This window comes from Kocuria sp. KKT182 (genome assembly GCF_055635395.1).
Genome location: NZ_CM145757.1, coordinates 2228566 through 2245527, shown reverse-complemented (window position 1 = coordinate 2245527; position 16962 = coordinate 2228566). Strand labels below are relative to the sequence as shown.

Genomic DNA, 16962 nt, shown 5'->3' with positions numbered 1-16962 from the left:
GGCCAGCGGGGGTGCGTGGGGGATGGCGTCATCGGCCGAGGGATGGCCTGTCATGTGTGTCCTGTCGTGGGTGGCCGTCAGCGCGGTGCGCGGGGACCTCCGCGCCGGCGGTGGGGGCAGTTGGTGGTGGTGTTCAGGGGTGGGTTCGTTCGTCGACTTTCCCGCCGTTGCGTACGGTGAGGGCGAGCAGCAGGGACAGGATCGCGAAGCCGGCCAGCAGGGTCAGGCCCACGAAGTAGCTGTTGTGCTCGGCGTTGTAGGTGGCGCCCATGACCAGCGGCGGGAAGTATCCGCCCAGGCCGCCGGCGGCGGCGATGATGCCGCCGATGGTGCCGACGTCCTTGGCCGGGGCGGCTCGGCCGACCCAGCCGAAGACACCGCCGGTGCCCAGGCCGAGGAAGAGTGCCATGAGCAGGAAGGTGGGGCCGTAGACGCGTTCCTGACCGGGTTGGAAGGCTACGACCATGGCGAGCACGGCGGTGCCGGACAGAGCGGTCAGGGTCACCGTCTTCGGCCCGATCTTGTCGGCCAGGATCCCGCCGATGGGTCGGGCGATGACGGCGGCCAGGGCGAAGCCGGCGGTGCGGGTGCCGGCGGCGGTGGCGTCGAAGTCGTAGACGTTGTCGAGGTAGGTCGGCAGGTAGTTGGAGAACGCGACGAACGCCCCGAAGACGACCCCGTAGAGGAAGCACAGTTGCCAGGTGACTTTCAGCGTGAACGCGTGTTTGATCTTCGGTAGGACCGGCTCGGGGGCCTTGGCCCCGTGCACGGGAGAGTCCCGTAGCAGCGCCCAGCACAGCACAGCCATGACTCCCACGATCACCGCGATCAGGACGTGGGCGCCCAGGTATCCGATCCCGGTCACCAGGCGGGGGGTGAGGAACGCGGAGACGGCGGTGCCGACCATACCGGCGCCGAAGACCCCGGTGGCGAAGCCCTTGCGGTGGGATTCGTACCACCCCGAGCAGAACGGGACGCCCACGGCGAAGACGGTACCGGCGATGCCGAGGAAGAACGCCACGGCCACGAGCAGTCCGAAGCTGCCCAGCTGCCCGACGAGCCCGGTGACGAGCACCAGGGGAGCGGTGATGCCCAGGATGACGGTGAACATCACCCGCCCGCCGTAGCGGTCGGTCAACGCGCCAACGGGCACCCGGCAGACGGCGCCGACGAGGATCGGCATGGCCACCAGCACCGAGGTCTGGGTGGCGTCGAGGTCCATCTGCTGGGCATAGCGCTTGGCCAGCGGCCCCACGATCGTCCATGCCCAGAAGCCGACTGCGGACGCCAGGGTGGCCAGGAGCAGGTTGCGCAGCTGCCCGGCCTTGAGGTGAGGGGCAGTGGTGCCGGAAGAGGTCGCGGGGGAGGTGGATGACATGGCTGTCCTCGTGCGTTCGGTGGGCAGGGCGAGACGTCAGTGGCGACCGGCGCGGTTGCGGCCCGTGGGTGCTTTCGTGGTGCCACGGGCCCGGTCCCGGGTGCCCACGGGCTCCCAACCCCGGCGCACCGGGGCCAGGTTCGTTCCGGAGGCGCGGTCACGGGAGCGGTAGACGATGTAGGGGCGGAACAGGTAGTGCACCGGTGCGGTGAAGGCGTGCACCAGGCGGGTGAAGGGCCACAGCGCGAAGAGCGCCATCGCCCACAGGGCGTGCACCTTGAAGCCGGGGCCGGCCGCGGCCATGGCGGCGACGTCGGGTTGGAAGATCCAGATGGAGCGGAACCACGGGGAGACGGTCTGGCGGTAGTCGACCACGGTGGTGTCGAACAGGGACAGCACCGTGGTGCCCAGGCCCGTGAGCAGCGCGCCGACGAGCATGATGTACATGAGCTTGTCGTTCTTGGTGGTGGCCATGAACACCGGCCCGGTGGTGCGCCGGCGCCAGATGAGCAGCACGATCCCGACCAGGGTGCCCACCCCGGCGATCGTGCCGATGCCCAGGGCCATGATGTGGTACAGGTGCTCGTTGATCCCGACGGCGTCGGTCCAGGTGCGGGGGATCACCAGCCCCATGACGTGCCCGGCCAGCACTGCGAGGATGCCGAAGTGGAACAGCGGGGAGGCGATGCGCAGGATGCGGGACTCGTAGAGCTGGGAGGAGCGGGTGGTCCAACCGAACTGGTCGTACTTGTAGCGCCAGATCGAGCCGCCGATGATCAGCGCCAGCACGACGTAGGGCAGGGCACCCCACAACAGGACGTCCCCCACCCCGATCTCGACGGTCTCGGGAGGCGGAGCGGTGGGGATCATGGGCTGTTCCTTTCGGTGACGGGCAGCAGCCGGGGGTCGTAGGGGTCCAGGCCCACGGATTCGGTGGGCGGGCCGTAGCCGGCCATCCGCATCACCGCGTCGCGGTCCTCCGGGGAGACCCCGGGCAGGGTGGAGCACACCAGGGCGAGGGCGCCGCGGTGCGGCAGGCCGTCGTCGCGCAGGGACAGCCGCAGCAGCTCCAGGGACGGGCGGTAGCGCTGCAGCAGTTCGTAGCCGTCCTCGGGGGAGACCTTCGCGGTGAACTCCAGCACCAGTGGCAGGTAGTCCGGCAGCTCGGACTCGTCCAGCTGCGCCCCGTGGGAGCGGTAGATCTCTTTGAAGGCCGCCAGTGCCTCCCCACGGCGTCGGGTGTCCCCGTCGGTCCAGTAGGTCAGGTGCAGGCTGTGCCGCCGGGACAGGTCGAACTCCTGGACGTAGTCGGCCTGCACCTCATCCAAGGGGCGAGCCGTGAACCACTCGAACAGCTCCTCGACCTCCTCCACGGGGGCCTCTACCTCTGTGAGCGCCCCGTGCAGCAGCGGGAGCACCTCGAGCATCGCCGGGTCCGGGTAGCCCAGCAGCACTGCGGCGGCCTGCCGGGTCACCGCGCTGCGCCGGGGGTCCGGGTCGGCGTAGGCGCCCGGGTCGAGGGTGCCCGGCCCGGCCTTGCCGAGCAGCTTCTCCAGCAGCCCCATCAGCGCGCCCCGTTCCCGTCCTGGGGCGGGAACAGGCCCTGGGGCTTGCCCCGCCCGTCCCAGTTGAGCAGGTTGACCCGCCCTCCCAGTTCCTCGTTTCCGGTGGGGTCGGTCCCGCGCTGCCGTGCCTGCAGGGCCGCGAAGTTCTCGGCCGCGACTGGCATCGGCGTTCCGGAGGCTTCGCCGAACACCCCGGTCTGGCCCATGCCGGGCCCACCGTCCACGTCGAGGGAGCAGCCGATCTCCTCGAGGTTGTGCGCGTCCTCCAGGTGCGCGGAGGGGATGACGTAGCGTTCCTCGTACTTGGCGATGGCCATGAGCCGGTACATCTTCTGGATCTCGGTCCCGGTCATCCCGACGGCTTCGGCGATCGCCTCGTCCGCTTCCTCGCCCAGGGCGATGTCGCGCATGTAGGAGCGCATGGCTGCCAGTTTGTTGAGCACCTCCCGGATCTTCTCGGTGTCCCCGGCGGTGAACAGCTCGGCCAGGTACTCGACCGGGATGCGCAGGGAGTCGATCGCCCCGAAGAGGTTGGCGGCGTCCTCGCCGTCGTGGCCCTGGTCCTTGAGCAGGTCCACGACCGGCGACAGTGGCGGGACGTACCAGACCATGGGCATCGTGCGGTACTCGGGGTGCAGGGGCAGGGCCACCCGCAGCTCTTTGGCCAGGGTGTAGACCGGGGACTTCCGCGCCGCGTCCAGCCAGTCCTCGGGGATGCCCTCGGCCCGGGCGGCGGCGATCACTGTCGGGTCGTGCGGGTCGAGCATCAGGTCCAGTTGCGCCTCGTAGAGGTCTTGTTCGTCCGGTGTCGCGGCGGCTTCGGTGACCCGGTCGGCGTCGTAGAGGAAGATGCCGATGTAGCGCAGCCGGCCCACGCAGGTCTCGGCGCACACCGTGGGGATCCCGACCTCGATGCGGGGGTAGCAGAAGGTGCACTTCTCGGCCTTGCCGGACTTGTGGTTGTAGTACATCTTCTTGTACGGGCAGCCGGTGACGCACTGGCGCCAGCCGCGGCACTTGTCCTGGTCGACCAGTACGATGCCGTCCTCGGTGCGCTTGTAGATCGCCCCCGAGGGGCAGGAGGCCATGCAGGACGGGTTCAGGCAGTGCTCGCAGATCCGGGGGAGGTAGAAGGCGAAGGTCTGCTCGAACTCGAACTTGATCTTCTCCTCCGACTCCTTCCGGACCTTCTCCACGATCGGGTCCAGGTGGCCCATCTCCGGGGCGCCGCCGAGGTTGTCGTCCCAGTTGGCCGACCAGGAGATCTTCATGTCCTCGCCGGTGATCAGGGACTTCGGTCGGGCGACGGGGAAGTCGGTGCCGGCGGGGGCGTTGGTGAGGGTCTCGTAGTCGTAGGTCCACGGCTCGTAGTAGTCGTTGAGCTCGGGCTGGACGGGGCTGGCGAACAAGCCGGCCAGCTTCGCCCAGCGCCCGCCGGATTTGAGCTTGAGGTTGCCGCGGCGGTTGAGCTCCCAGCCGCCCTTCCACTTCTCCTGGTCCTCGTACCGGCGGGGATAGCCCTGCCCGGGACGGGTCTCCACGTTGTTGAACCACACGTACTCCGTGCCGGCGCGGTTCGTCCACGCCTGCTTGCACGTCACCGAACAGGTGTGGCACCCGATGCACTTGTCGAGGGCCATCACCATGGCGACCTGGGCCATGACTCGCATCAGTACTGGACCTCCTGGGAGCGCTTGCGGACCACGGAGACGATGTCGCGCTGGTTGCCGGTGGGCCCGAGGTAGTTGAAGGCCCAGGACAGCTGCGCGTAGCCGCCGATCATGTGGGTGGGTTTGACGAGGATGCGCGTGACCGAGTTGTGGATCCCGCCGCGGCGCCCGGTCGCCTCGGACTTCGGGACGTCGATCAGGCGCTCCTGGGCGTGGTGGACGTAGACCACCCCGGCCGGCATCCGGTGGGAGACGATGGCCCGGCCGATGTAGACGCCGTTGGTGTTGAGGCACTCGACCCAGTCGTTGTCGGAGACCTCGATCAGTGCGGCGTCCTGGGGGCTCATCCACACCGTGGTGCCCCCGCGGGCCAGGGAGAGCATGAACAGGTTGTCCTGGTACTCCGAGTGGATCGACCACTTGTTGTGCGGGGTCAGATACCGCACGGCGATCGACAGCTCCCCGCGCTGCCCGAGCTTGGGTTCCCCGAACAGGCGGTGCATGTCCAGGGGCGGGCGGTAGATCGGCAGGGACTCACCCATGTCCTTGAGCCAGTCGTGGTCCAGGAAGAAGTGCATCCGTCCGGTGAGGGTGTGGAAGGGCTTGAGGCGTTCGATGTTGATGGTGAACGGGGCGTAGCGCCGCCCGCCGGTCTCCGAGCCGGACCACTCCGGGGAGGTGATCACCGGGACCGGGCCGGCCTGGGTGTCGGCGAAGGTGATGCGCTTCTCCTCGGAGCCGCGGGCGAGGTCTGCGAGCTCCACCCCGGTGCGCTTCTCGAGGGTCTCGAAGCCCTGCACGGCCAGCTCCCCGTTGGTGGTGCCGGAGAAGAGGAGGATGGCCTCGGCCATCCGCGCGTCGGTGTTGATCACCGGTCGGCCTGCCGCGGCCCCGGAGTCGAACACCCCGTGCAGGCGGGCCAGCTGGTCCACCTGGTGGGAGACGTCGTAGGTGATGTACTTCGTGGTGAGGCCCAGCTTCTCAGCCAGTGGCCCGACCGCGGAGAACTTCTCCCCGACCGCGGTGTAGTCGCGCTCCACCACCTGGAGGTTCGGCAGGTTCTTGCCCGGTACCGCCGGGACGTCGGTGCCCTTCCAGTCCGGGGCGTGGCCCCCGGGTTGGGCGAGCTCGCCCGGGGTGTCGTGGGTGAGCGCGGTGGCCACCAGGTCCTTGCGCACCCCCAGGTGGGTCCGCGCCTGGCGGGAGAACTCCTCGGCCAGCAGCCGGAACAGGTCGTAGTCCGTCTTCGCTTCCCACGGCGGGTTGATCGCCGGGGTGAAGGCGTGCACGTAGGGGTGCATGTCGGTGGAGGACAGGTCGTGCTTCTCGTACCAGGTCGCGGCGGGGAACACGACGTCGGAGAGCAGGGTGGAGCTGGTCATCCGGAAGTCGGCCGAGACCAGCAGGTCGAGCTTGCCCTCCGGGGCCTGCTCGTGCCAGGTCACGTCTTTGGGGCGGGAGCCGGAGTGGTCGGAGCCCAGGACGTTGTGGTGGGTGCCCAGCAGGTGCTTGAGGAAGTACTCCTCACCCTTAGCGGAGGAGCCCAGCAGGTTCGAGCGCCACAGCATCAGGGTGCGCGGCCAGTTCTGCGGAGCGTCGACGTCCTCGACGGCGAAACGCATGTCCTGCGCCTTGAGCCGGTCCGCGACCCACCGGGCCTCATCAGGTGCTTCCCCGCGGGCCACACCCTCGGAAGCGGCGTCGGCCACGTCCAGGGAGTTCTGGTCGAACTGCGGGAAGAACGGCATCCACCCCATGCGGGTGGACTTGGCGACCACGTCGGCGGTGTGCATGCCCTTCAGGTGACCCTGGGCCAGCGGGGACTGCAGCGAGTCGGAGGAGTACCCGTCGGAGCGGAACTGGTCGGTGTGCATGTACCAGAACGCGGTGCCGATCATGAACCGCGGCGGGCGGGTCCAGTCGGTGGCCGCGGCCATCGTGGCCTGGCCGGTGATCGGTCGGGTCTTCTCCTGGCCCACGTAGTGCGCCCACCCGCCGCCGTTGCGGCCCTGACACCCGCACAGCATCAGCATCGCCAAGATCGCCCGGTAGGTGACGTCCCCGTGGTACCACTGGCAGATGCCGGCCCCGAGAATGATCATCGACCGGCCGCCGGACTTCTCCGCGTTGGTGGCGAACTCCCGGGCGATGCGGGCCACCGCCGCCGCCGGGACCGAGGTGATCTCCTCCTGCCACGCGGGGGTGTAGGGGGTCTCCACGTCGTCGTACCCGGACGCCCACTGGCCGGGTAGCCCGGCCCGGCCCACCCCATACTGGGCGAGCATGAGGTCGAAGACCGTGGTCACCGTGCGTCCGGCCACTTCGGTGACCGGCACCCCGCGGTGGACCACCGAGCCCTCGCCCGTGGCATCGGTGAACGCGGGCAGATCGATCACGCTAGTGGCCTGCTCGTAGGACGCCGAGTCGGCGACGGACAGGGCCGGGCGCACCCCCTGCAGGTCCAGGTTCCACTTCCCCTCGTCGGCCTCGTTGTAGCGGAAGCCCGTCGACCCCTGGGGCACCACCGGAGTGCCCGCGTCCCGGTCCAGGAGCACGGTCTTGAACGCCGCGTCCGCGGCCTCTGTCTGCCCCAGGTCCTGGGCAGTGAGGAACTTGCCGGGCACCACGGTGCCGTCTGGGCGCTGCTCGAGGGTGACGAGGAAGGGCAGGTCGGTGTACTGCACCACGTAGTCCTCGAAGAACGGGACCCGCCGGTCCACGAAGTTCTCCTTCAGGATCACATGCCCCATGGCCATGGCCAGGGCGGCGTCGGTGCCGGCCTGGGCGGGCAGCCACTCGTCGGCGAACTTCGTGTTGTCGGAGTAGTCGGGACTCACCGAGACGACCTTGGTGCCGCGGTAGCGGGCCTCGACCATCCAGTGCGCGTCCGGGGTGCGGGTGACCGGGATGTTGGAGCCCCACATCATCAGATAGGTCGCATCCCACCAGTCGCCCGACTCGGGCACGTCCGTCTGGTCCCCGAAGACCTGGGGGCTGGCCACCGGCAGGTCCGCGTACCAGTCGTAGAAACTGTTCATCACCCCGCCGATGAGGTTGAAGAACCGGGCGCCGGCCGCGTGGGAAACCATGGACATCGCCGGGATCGGGGAGAACCCGGTGACCCGGTCCGGGCCGTAGGTCTTGATCGTGTGCACGTGGGCGCCCGCGGTCATCTCGAGGGCCTCCTGCCAGCTGGAGCGCACCAGCCCGCCCTTGCCCCGGGCCTGCTGGAACGCCCGGCGCTTCTCCGGGTCCCCGACCACGGCCTGCCAGGCCAGGACGGGGTCCCCGCCGACCTCTGCCTTGGCGGCCCGGTACATCTCCAGCAGCACCCCGCGCACGTACGGATAGCGCACGCGGGTGGGGGAGTAGGTGTACCAGGAGAAGGCGGCCCCGCGGGGGCAGCCGCGTGGTTCGTACTCCGGGCGGTCCGGGCCCACCGAGGGGTAGTCGGTCTCCTGGGCCTCCCAGGTGATGATCCCATCCTTGACATAGATCTTCCAGGAGCACGAGCCCGTGCAGTTCACCCCGTGCGTGGAGCGGACCACCTTGTCGTGGCTCCACCGGTTCCGGTAGAACGCGTCACCGGCCCGCCCGCCCTCGCGGAAGACCGCGCGGCCGTCCGGGGACTCCTCCCAGCGGGTGAAGAACTTCCCGAGCTTGAGCAGGGCGTCGGAGGCAGGACCATCGGTGCGCGGCGGGACGGATTCGGTCGTCATGGAAAGAAACCTAGTAATGCGCCGGCAAGAATGCCATTCTTACGCGTTACTGATCGTCGCGCCACGACTTGTTCTGGCCATAATGCATTCCGTGGTAAATGCTGACGTGTCATATGTTTCAGAAAGAGAACTTTGTTTCAGAAGGCGAGCCCATTGCGCTTCCTGAGGCGGCATGTCGGGGATCTAGGGCGGTTGGCTCCCCTAGCCGAAAGCTTCGAAAATCGTTCGATTCGAATCACTGGGATTTCGTCATATCGGCCTGCCCTAATCGTGTCCCTAATGCCCGGGACGCACGGTGTTGTGCGCAACCCAAGGAACGATCAGTAACTTTTGGGGACCAGCAAGGTGACCCCATAAGGTGGGTCAAATAACGCAAGTGATGTCTGTGCTATTGCGCTGATCGATATGTTGGAGGCGGTGACATGGGCGTTTCCCTGGGACTTCCGCAGATCCGCGGTGCCGGTCCGGGCCCCAGCGGCGCGCCCCGGGAGGCGGGGCTCGCCGACCGGCACGGCCGCCGGGCCACCGACCTGCGGCTGTCGGTCATCGACAAGTGCAATCTGCGCTGCACCTACTGCATGCCCGCCAAGGGCCTGCCCTGGCTGCCCGCCGCCCGGCTGATGAGCGCCGGTGAGATCACCCGCATCGTCGACGTCGGGGTCCGGCAGCTGGGGATCACCGAGCTGCGCCTGACCGGCGGGGAACCCCTGGTGCGGGCCGACCTGGAGGAGATCGTGGCCGGGGTGCGCACCGCCCACCCGCAGCTGCCGGTCTCGCTCACCACCAACGGCATCGGCCTCGCTACCCGGGCCCAGGCCCTGGCCGCGGCCGGGCTGAGCCGGATCAACATCTCCTTGGACACCCTGGACGCGGCGACCTACCGGGCCCTGGCCCGCCGGGACCGCCTGGCGCAGGTGCTGGCCGGGGCCGAGGCCGCGGCCGCCGCCGGGCTGGCCCCGGTGAAGATCAACGCGGTGCTAATGCGCGGGGTCAACGACCACGAGGCCCCCGAGCTGCTCGCCTGGGCCCTGGAGCGCGGTTTCGCCCTACGGTTCATCGAGCAGATGCCGCTGGACGCCGACCACGGCTGGACCCGGGCGGAGATGGTCACCGCCGCGCAGATCCGCCACCGGCTCGGCACCCGGTTCCGGCTCACCCCGCACCCCGGCGCCCGCGACGGCGCCCCGGCCGAGCTCTGGGACGTCCACCCCACCACCCCCGCCGGGGCCCCCGAGGAGGTTCCCGGGGCCGGGGAGGCGCCGCTGGGGACCGTGGGTGTCATCGCCTCGGTGACGGAGCCCTTCTGCGCCGACTGCAAGCGGACCCGGATCACCGCCGAGGGCAGGGTCCGGTCCTGCCTGTTCTCCCACGAGGAGGTCGAGCTGCTGCCGCTGCTGCGCGCCGGTGCGACCGACGCCGAGCTCGCCGAGCGGTGGCGGGCGGCGATGTGGGCCAAGCCGGCCGCCCACGGCATGGACCACACGGGCCTGGACTCACCCGACTACGTCCAGCCGGAGCGGCCGATGAGCGCGATCGGGGGCTGAACCCGTGGCCGCCCCACCACACCGACCGGAACAGGAACGATGACCCAGAACACCACAGAGAGCAACCCCCGTACCCTGACCTCCGCGACCAGTACGACCATGCGGGTACGGTACTTCGCGGCTGCACGCGCAGCCGCCGGGACCGAGGCCGAGACCCTTGAGCTGCCCACCGGAGACGGCGCGCCCCGTACCCGCGCTGATGTGGAGGTACTGCTCGCGCAACGCCACCAGCAACCGGTGCCTGGACAACCGCTGCTGGGCCAGGTGCTGTCCCGTGCCAGCTTCCTGCTCGACGGGGTGGCCTGCCCAGATGCGGCGGCCGAGATCCCGGACGGGGCCGTGCTCGACGTCCTGCCGCCCTTTTCCGGCGGATGAACACTCCGGCCGGCGCTCTGCTCTTCCATGTTGTGGTCCTGGCCGGGGGCCGATCCTCCCGGCTGGGCGGCACACCCAAGGCGAGCCTGCGGCGAAACGGGCGCACCCTCGTGGAACTCACGGTGGAAGCGGTCCAAGGGGCTGCCGGGGTCGTTGTGGTCGGACCCGCGGAGCTGGCCGTCCCCGCGGGCGTTCTGCGCACCCGGGAGGATCCGCCGTTCTCCGGGCCGGCTGCGGGCATCGCGGCCGGGCTGGCCGCCCTCGAGGCGCTGCCGTTGGCGGACTGGACCATGACCCTGGCCTGCGACATGCCCGAAGTGGCCCGCGCCGTACCCCTGCTGCTGGGGTCCGCCGGGGCCGCGCCCGAAACGGACGGACACATCGGCGTCACCCCCGACGGTCGCCGCCAGCCGCTGGCCGCCCTGTACCGCACCGAGGCGCTGCGCGCGGCCTACGCGGACCAGGACCCCACCAACCGCTCGGTACGCTCCTTCACCCACGACCTTCTCCTGCAGGAGGTCACTGTGGCCGAGGACGCCACCGCGGACGTGGACACTTGGGACGACGTGCACAAGTTCCGGCTCAGCTGACAGAAGACCCCGAGGAAAGGAACGCGGCATGGCGAAGAAGATGACGTCTGAGGAACGACGCCTGCTCTCCGAATGGATCGCCCAGCTCAAGACCGAGTTCGAGCTGGACGCCATGGACGTGCCTCTGGACGACCTGCTGGCTCTGGCCGGGGTAGTCTCCACCGGGGTGGCTCGCCCCGCCGTGCCGGTCACGGCCTATGTCGCCGGATACCTCGCGGCACTACGCACCCGGCAGGCACCGGATCACGGCGCCGCCCACACCATTCAGGACGTCATCGCGGTCGTACCGGTACCTGCTGCGGATCCACAAGACACCTGATCCTGCCCCGGCTCCTGGCACAACCCCAGCTGCGGTGTCGAGGTGCCTGGTGATGCCGTGGATGAACGCGCCCGCCACCACCGCGGCCCCGTCCCTGTTCCGGGGCTCGCATGGCCTCGCCACGGGGACGGTGGGTGGAGCCAGCAGGACCGACCAGGGCGGAGTCAGAGCGGACTGCTGACACCGGCAGCACTGCCGGCCCCGGCGCATCGCCCAGTGTCACCGGTGCTCGTCGTCGAGCCCTGTGGCCTCGCACGGGCGAGGCCACAGGGCTGGACTGAAGAACCGACCCAGACGGTCGGCGTTGCGGTGGGTCAGTCCACGGGTGAACGCGGTGCCTCCGACAGACCGGTGCGCCACGCCTTCGGGTCGGCCACCTGGAACCGGCGTCCCGACACGGTGGTGGGGCCGATGCGCACGAACCGTCCCTTCGGTCCACTCTGCCAGGGCAGCAGCGGCAGGCTCAGCGTGTCGGTCAGTTCCTCGATACCGCGGATCTGCTCGGACCGTCCCTTGACCACCACGCTCCACGCCCGGTTGACCGACGCTTCGTACCCGTCGATCTCCAGGGCCACGGGCACACCTGAGAGAGCCGCCGAGAGCTTGGTGCCTTCCGTGGTGCGGAACACCAAGCTGCTGTGATCCACCACGTAGTTGATCGGGAAGATCTCCGGGTGGTCCTCCACCCAGACCGCCAGACGGCCGATGCCGGTCGCCCGCAACAGCGTCCAGCAAGCACTGGCCGACAGCGTTTCGATTCTTTCCTCGTACTCCTCGGTCATGACATCCTCCTCAGAACTTGCGTTCCTACTCGAAATCGGCGAGCCACAGGTCGGGGCCGAACACCTCGTACTGGATGTCCTTGGCCGGCACTGCGTGGGCGATGAGGTCGCTGCGCACCGCCTGCATGAACGGCAGGGGCCCGCACAGGTAGTACTGGGCCTGGGCGGGCAGCTCCACCGACCGCAGATCCATCAGCCCGGCGTGTTCGTTCGTCCCCGGGGTGGGGGAGGGGTGTTCGAACCACACGGCCAGGGACCCGTCCATCAGTTTTTCGAGGTCGGTGGTGACCTGGGTGCGCAGCGCGAAGGCCTCAGGGGAGGCATCAGCGTGCAGCAGCACCACCTTGCGCTGAGCTGCGGCCGCCACCAGGTGGGAGAGCATCCCGGCCATCGGGGTGATGCCGATCCCGGCGCTGACCAGCACGACCGGCCGGTCGGTGTACTCCAGGACCACGTCCCCGAAGGGCGCCGAGAGGGTGATCTCGTCGCCGACCTGCACCTGATCGTGCAACAGGGTCGACATCTCTCCGGCCGGGGTGCCATTGCCGTGGACGCGCTTGACGGCGAACACCCGGTGCCGCCCGTCGTCGGCCTTCGTGAGGCTGTACTGGCGCGGTTGGTGCACCCCGTCGGGCATCGGCATCTTGCACGTGACGTACTGGCCCGGCAGTGAGGGCTTGACCTCCCGCTCATCGACGCGCTCCACCACGAAGGTCGTGACGTCGGCGGTCTCCGGGATCTTCTCGGCCACCCGCCAGGTGCGCCACACGGTGTCCGGGGACAGGCGGGTGGCCTCGTAGAGGCCACGCTCCTGGGTGATCAGCGCATTGGCCATCAGCCAGTACACCTCGTCCCAGGCCGCGGCGACCTCCTCGGTGACGGCCTCGCCGAGGACATCGACGATGGCCCACATGAGGTGGTCATGGACGATCTGGTACTGGTCCGGGTGCAGCCCGAGGGAGACGTGCTTGTGCGCGATGCGCGAGAGCAGATGGTCGGGCAGCTCGGTGGGCCGGTTCACCAGATATCCGGCGTAGCCGGCCACGGACCCGGCCAGGGCCTGCTGCTGACGGCCGTCGGCCTGGTTGCCGCGGTTGAACAGCCCGTCCAGCAGCTCGGGGTGCTCGCCGAACATGTGCGCGTAGAAGCGCCGGGCAATCTCCTGGATGTTCTCCCCGACCACGGGCAGGGTGGACTTCACGACGGGGTAGGCGGTGTCTGACAGCATATTTTGCTCCTCTGATGGGTTCGGCAGGATCAGGATTCTGGCGGTTCATGCCCGAGCTGGCATCGGGTTCTCCAGCGGGTCCCGGTGCGAGCACCAAGCGGGTGCCGCATCGTCGCTCAACGGGAAGTTGGGCGATCATTGTGCGCGGTAGCGGGTGCCGTGGCCGCGCATCGGGAATTCAGCGGTGTTTGGCCACGCTCAACAGCACGACGGAGTCCTCCACCGCTTCCAGCCCGTGACGGGCCTGCGGGACGATGAGCAGATCCCCTGGGGATCCGTTCCACTGAAGCTCCCCGGCGCTCAGGAGCACTCGTCCGTGGAGGACGTGCACGGTGGCCTCACCGGGATTGTTGTGCTCGTTCAACCCGGAGCCGGCTCGCAGCGCGATGACGGTCTGGCGCATCACCTGCTCATGGCCGCCGAACACTGTGTGAGCGCTGCGCCCACTCGGGGCCTGCTGGGCGATCTCCAGCTGGTGGCGGGCCAGGGCGGTCAACGACGACTTCTGCACCATGATCATTCCTTTCGGTAGCGATGGACGGGTTCGTTGTGGCCGTACCGGTGGGTCCCGGCCACTCACACGGCCTCCACCGCGCTCTGCCCTTCGGGCGGGCGGGAGCGTCACAAACCTTTGACTGTCGTCCTGACAGGCAGGTACGAGTGGGCTTCGTCGGGCGCGCAGAGGAGGTGTCACGGGGAAACCCGGATCAGCCCTCTGGCCCCGCGTTCGGCCTCGGCCAGGGAGTGATTGACGAACGGGTAGGTCCCGGGCTCGGAGAACTCCAGCTCCACGAACCCGCCCTGGGCCGGTGCCAGGTCCAGGACCTGGGCCCCGCCCTGCCCGGTGCCACCCGGAGGCAGGAGATAGGCGCCCTCCTTGTAGACGGTGTCGAACTGGCCACCCACCACATGGAAACTCATCCCCTTCGACGGCCCGGCGGCCAACACCCAGATCCGCACCCGTTCACCGGTCCGCGCAGTGAGCGGGTCGTGGACGTACTGGGTGGCGTGCCCGTTGAACATCGTCAGCGACGGCACGCCCTGCGCGACCCGCTCCGGGGCCACCACCGCGTTCGCCCCTCCATCGGCAGTGTCCCCGGCCGGGGAGAGATAGGTCTCGTTCTGCACCAGCAGGAACTCCCGGTCCACGCCCGGCAGACCGGGCGGGTCGATCACCACGGCCCCGAACATCCCGGCCGCCAGATGCGTGCTCATCGGAGCTGTGGAGCAGTGGTAGAGCCAGATGCCTGAGCGAACGGCCTCGAACCGGTAGACCAGCGACTCTCCCGGGGCGATGGTGCGCATCGGCCCGTCCGGGGCGAGTGCACCGGCGTGGAAGTCCACCGAATGCCCCATCGAACCGTCATTGACCAGGGTGATCTCGAAGACATCGCCCACCCGCCCGTGCAGGGTCGGGCCCATGTACCGGCCGTTGTAGGTCCACCCCTGCAACTGCATTCCCGGGGCGATCTCCTGCGGTATCTCCTCGACCTCGAGCTCCACCCGGTGCACCCGGCGCCCGCTCTCCGGCTCACCGTCCACCGGTTCCAGCACGGGGGAGCGGGTGTCGAACTGATCCCCGGGTGCGGCGCCGAAGTCCACGGCCGGGTCTGGATCCGCGGCCGGATCCGCGGCTGGATCCGAGGCGGGCGCGTGCAGGCCGGGGTGCCCGGGCGCCTCCTGCGCTGCCGCCGGTGCCGCAGCCACGGCGGTACCGTCTGCGTCGACCGCGATGACGTCGAAGCCCATGCCCATGCTCTTGTGCCCGACGATCGAGCACCAACCCTCCACCGACCCACCGATCACCCCGGCATCGACGGTCACGGTCTGCCCGAGGGCCACCCGGCCGCTGCTGGCCCCGGAAGCCAGGACGAGGTCATGGACGTTCGTGGGGTCGTTGTTCGTCAGCTCGATCACCAGCTCGTCACCCACCGGGACCTCCACCGAGGCCGGCTCGAACCGCATGCCCTCCTCGGCGCTGACCTCCACGGTGGTGGTCCTTCCGGTGGCCTGCACCGGGCCGGCGCCCTGAGCGCGAAGATCGAAGCCGGCCGCCGCCGGATTCAGCGCGATGCCCACCACCACCGCGGTGGCCACGGTGAGGACCCCGGCCACTGCCCCGCGGACATGCCGGGAAGCCGGCACCTCCCCGCCCGGGGCAGCCGGGCTCGGTGCCGACGTGTCCGCCCGGGCCCGGTTTCGAGACGGCGGTGCCGCAGCGGCCTTCCGCCCGGCCACCGAGACCTTGGCCGCAGAGACCATCAGAGGAACAAAGGCGAAGAACACCGCGGCCCCCAGCACCGAGACCACGGCTCGTACCCAGGACGGCAACAGACCGGGGGGCAGACTGAACAGCAGCACGCACAGATTGATGACCACCACACGGAACATGGCCGCCCGGTTGATCACCTGATTGGCGGCCCGCATGGTCGCCGGGCCGCCGCCCATCGTGATAGGCAGGAGATAAGTCATGGCCCCCAGCAGTACTTGGGCCAGGAAACCGGCCACGAACGGCACGGTCAGCTGCCGCAGCACCGCGGTCTCGAATCCGTGCCCGGCCACCAGCCAGGTGATCACCACCGTCGTGGCCAACCACCACATCACCCCGGCAGCCACGGAGAAGCCCGCATAGTCGGCCGGCCGCCGACGGCAAGCGGTGCCGGCCATGACCACCGCCACGGCCACCAGCCCACAGATGTAGGCGGCCAGACCGGCCACCGTCACCCACACCGTCCCGAGCAGGGATCCCCCGACCGTGGTCACGATCCCCCCGGTCATCACCGGCAGAGCGACTGCGGTGATCCGAGAGGAGAAACCGACCATGCGGGTGCGCAAGATCGTGGGCCACAGCGTCAGCAGCGTGCCCGCGACCGTCAACCCCACGAAGCCCAGCACATTGGTCGCCTCGTGCGCCAACAGGACCCGGGCATGCCACGGTGCGGACAGCCCGGCGGCCAGCACGGCCCCCAGCACCGCCCCGACGGGCAACAGGAACGCCGCCACCACGTAATACTTCACGGTCACAGCGAATCGCGACGGCAGCGCCGTGCGCAGCTGCCCCAGCAGCGCAGTGCCGTGCCAGGTCAGCGCGGCCCCGATCAGGACCGCCGCCAGCACGGTCAGCCAGTACCAGGTGCTCAGCAACCCGGCGATCAGCAGCACGATCCCGACGTTGAGCGTGCGGATGCGGGCCAGTTGCCGTCTCCTGGCGCCATCGGGCAGCCGGTTCTTCAGCAACGACTCGGTGAAGTGCTGGGACCACACCATGATCGAATTGGTGATCAAGCCCAGGGTCACCAGGTGCACCATCACCCAGCGGAAGTCAGGAACCCAGCGATGGACCAAGATGACGACCAGCAGCACGCCCATCCAGATGCGGATCGGTGCGGCACTCCGGCGATGCCATGACGCGCGGCCGTGGAGCCGTGGGCGACTGGTCACGTGACTCATCCATTCTTAATCTTGCATTTCATTTGCAAGTATAGGTGTCGTCATCGGCTGCCCATAACGCGAGGAAGTCGCGATCCTGAGGAGAGGGGGTTGCAATCGGCCCGAGAGTTGGCGCACGACCACGTTCGCCGGATGGACCCGCTCACTCGTACCCGATGACCACACGTCATCACCGTCGTCATCGATGACCGATCCGCACGATCGGCCACCACACGCATGAGTCGGAAAAGACCGCGCAGCACCCTGATTGTCCTGTCGCTGCCACCCCACACCGATACCAAGCCCCGCGCAGGAAGTGCGGAGTCGAGTGAGGGAGTCGGGGCGCCTCCACCGCTTTACATA

At 69.0% G+C, this 16962-nt stretch carries 13 protein-coding genes; 4 read left to right on the top strand and 9 right to left on the bottom strand.

Annotated features, from left to right (window positions below; all coding sequences use genetic code 11):
* Positions 1-133: 133 nt before the first annotated feature.
* The 5 genes from ACZ2G1_RS10430 to ACZ2G1_RS10410 are packed head-to-tail and all read right to left on the bottom strand — an operon-like array spanning position 134 to position 8332.
* Complete coding sequence (locus ACZ2G1_RS10430; protein WP_470376690.1) at positions 134-1378, bottom strand: MFS transporter; 1245 nt, start codon at positions 1376-1378, stop codon at positions 134-136.
* A 36-nt stretch (positions 1379-1414) separates the two neighbouring features.
* Entirely contained in the window at positions 1415-2248 is an 834-nt protein-coding gene (gene narI / locus ACZ2G1_RS10425; protein ID WP_109223117.1) for a respiratory nitrate reductase subunit gamma, read from the bottom strand.
* Positions 2245-2943, bottom strand: a complete 699-nt coding sequence (narJ, locus tag ACZ2G1_RS10420) for a nitrate reductase molybdenum cofactor assembly chaperone (protein WP_017834488.1) — start codon at positions 2941-2943, stop codon at positions 2245-2247. Before narJ ends, narI begins: the two co-directional genes overlap by 4 nt.
* Positions 2943-4613, bottom strand: a complete 1671-nt coding sequence (gene narH / locus ACZ2G1_RS10415; RefSeq protein WP_058874010.1) for a nitrate reductase subunit beta — start codon at positions 4611-4613, stop codon at positions 2943-2945. Before narH ends, narJ begins: the two co-directional genes overlap by 1 nt.
* Positions 4613-8332, bottom strand: a complete 3720-nt coding sequence (locus tag ACZ2G1_RS10410) for a nitrate reductase subunit alpha (RefSeq protein WP_470376689.1) — start codon at positions 8330-8332, stop codon at positions 4613-4615. The genes narH and ACZ2G1_RS10410 overlap by 1 nt, the downstream gene beginning before the upstream one ends.
* A 422-nt stretch (positions 8333-8754) precedes the next feature.
* On the opposite strand from ACZ2G1_RS10410, the gene moaA reads away from it, so the two are divergent.
* The 4 genes from moaA to ACZ2G1_RS10390 are packed head-to-tail and all read left to right on the top strand — an operon-like array spanning position 8755 to position 11160.
* Positions 8755-9876, top strand: a complete 1122-nt coding sequence (moaA, locus tag ACZ2G1_RS10405) for a GTP 3',8-cyclase MoaA (protein WP_470376688.1) — start codon at positions 8755-8757, stop codon at positions 9874-9876.
* 39 nt (positions 9877-9915) lie between these two features.
* Positions 9916-10251: a MoaD/ThiS family protein gene (locus ACZ2G1_RS10400; protein ID WP_017834538.1), complete on the top strand. Its 336-nt coding sequence runs from the start codon at positions 9916-9918 to the stop codon at positions 10249-10251.
* Complete coding sequence (mobA, locus tag ACZ2G1_RS10395) at positions 10248-10841, top strand: molybdenum cofactor guanylyltransferase (RefSeq protein ID WP_051063819.1); 594 nt, start codon at positions 10248-10250, stop codon at positions 10839-10841. The genes ACZ2G1_RS10400 and mobA overlap by 4 nt, the downstream gene beginning before the upstream one ends.
* Before the next feature lie 28 nt (positions 10842-10869).
* Positions 10870-11160 carry a DUF6457 domain-containing protein gene (locus ACZ2G1_RS10390; RefSeq protein ID WP_058874004.1) on the top strand — a complete coding sequence of 97 codons (291 nt, stop codon included), beginning with the start codon at positions 10870-10872 and terminating at the stop codon, positions 11158-11160.
* Between the two features lie 314 nt (positions 11161-11474).
* On the opposite strand, the gene ACZ2G1_RS10385 is transcribed toward ACZ2G1_RS10390, so the two are convergent.
* The 4 genes from ACZ2G1_RS10385 to ACZ2G1_RS10370 all read right to left on the bottom strand — a co-directional run bounded on the left by ACZ2G1_RS10385 (position 11475) and on the right by ACZ2G1_RS10370 (position 16539).
* A complete protein-coding gene (locus ACZ2G1_RS10385; protein WP_058874003.1) occupies positions 11475-11942 on the bottom strand; it encodes a pyridoxamine 5'-phosphate oxidase family protein in 468 nt (155 codons plus the stop codon).
* Between the two features lie 25 nt (positions 11943-11967).
* The gene (locus ACZ2G1_RS10380) at positions 11968-13170 is read right to left on the bottom strand and encodes a globin domain-containing protein (RefSeq protein ID WP_109269495.1); all 1203 of its coding nucleotides are present in this window, start codon (positions 13168-13170) and stop codon (positions 11968-11970) included.
* A gap of 178 nt (positions 13171-13348) precedes the next feature.
* Positions 13349-13681 (bottom strand): cupin domain-containing protein, encoded by a 333-nt coding sequence (locus ACZ2G1_RS10375; protein WP_058874019.1) that lies wholly within the window; start codon positions 13679-13681, stop codon positions 13349-13351.
* Positions 13682-13860: 179 nt separating this feature from the next.
* Positions 13861-16539, bottom strand: coding sequence for a multicopper oxidase domain-containing protein (locus tag ACZ2G1_RS10370; protein WP_470376687.1), 2679 nt, complete (start codon positions 16537-16539; stop codon positions 13861-13863).
* Between the last annotated feature and the right edge of the window lie 423 nt (positions 16540-16962).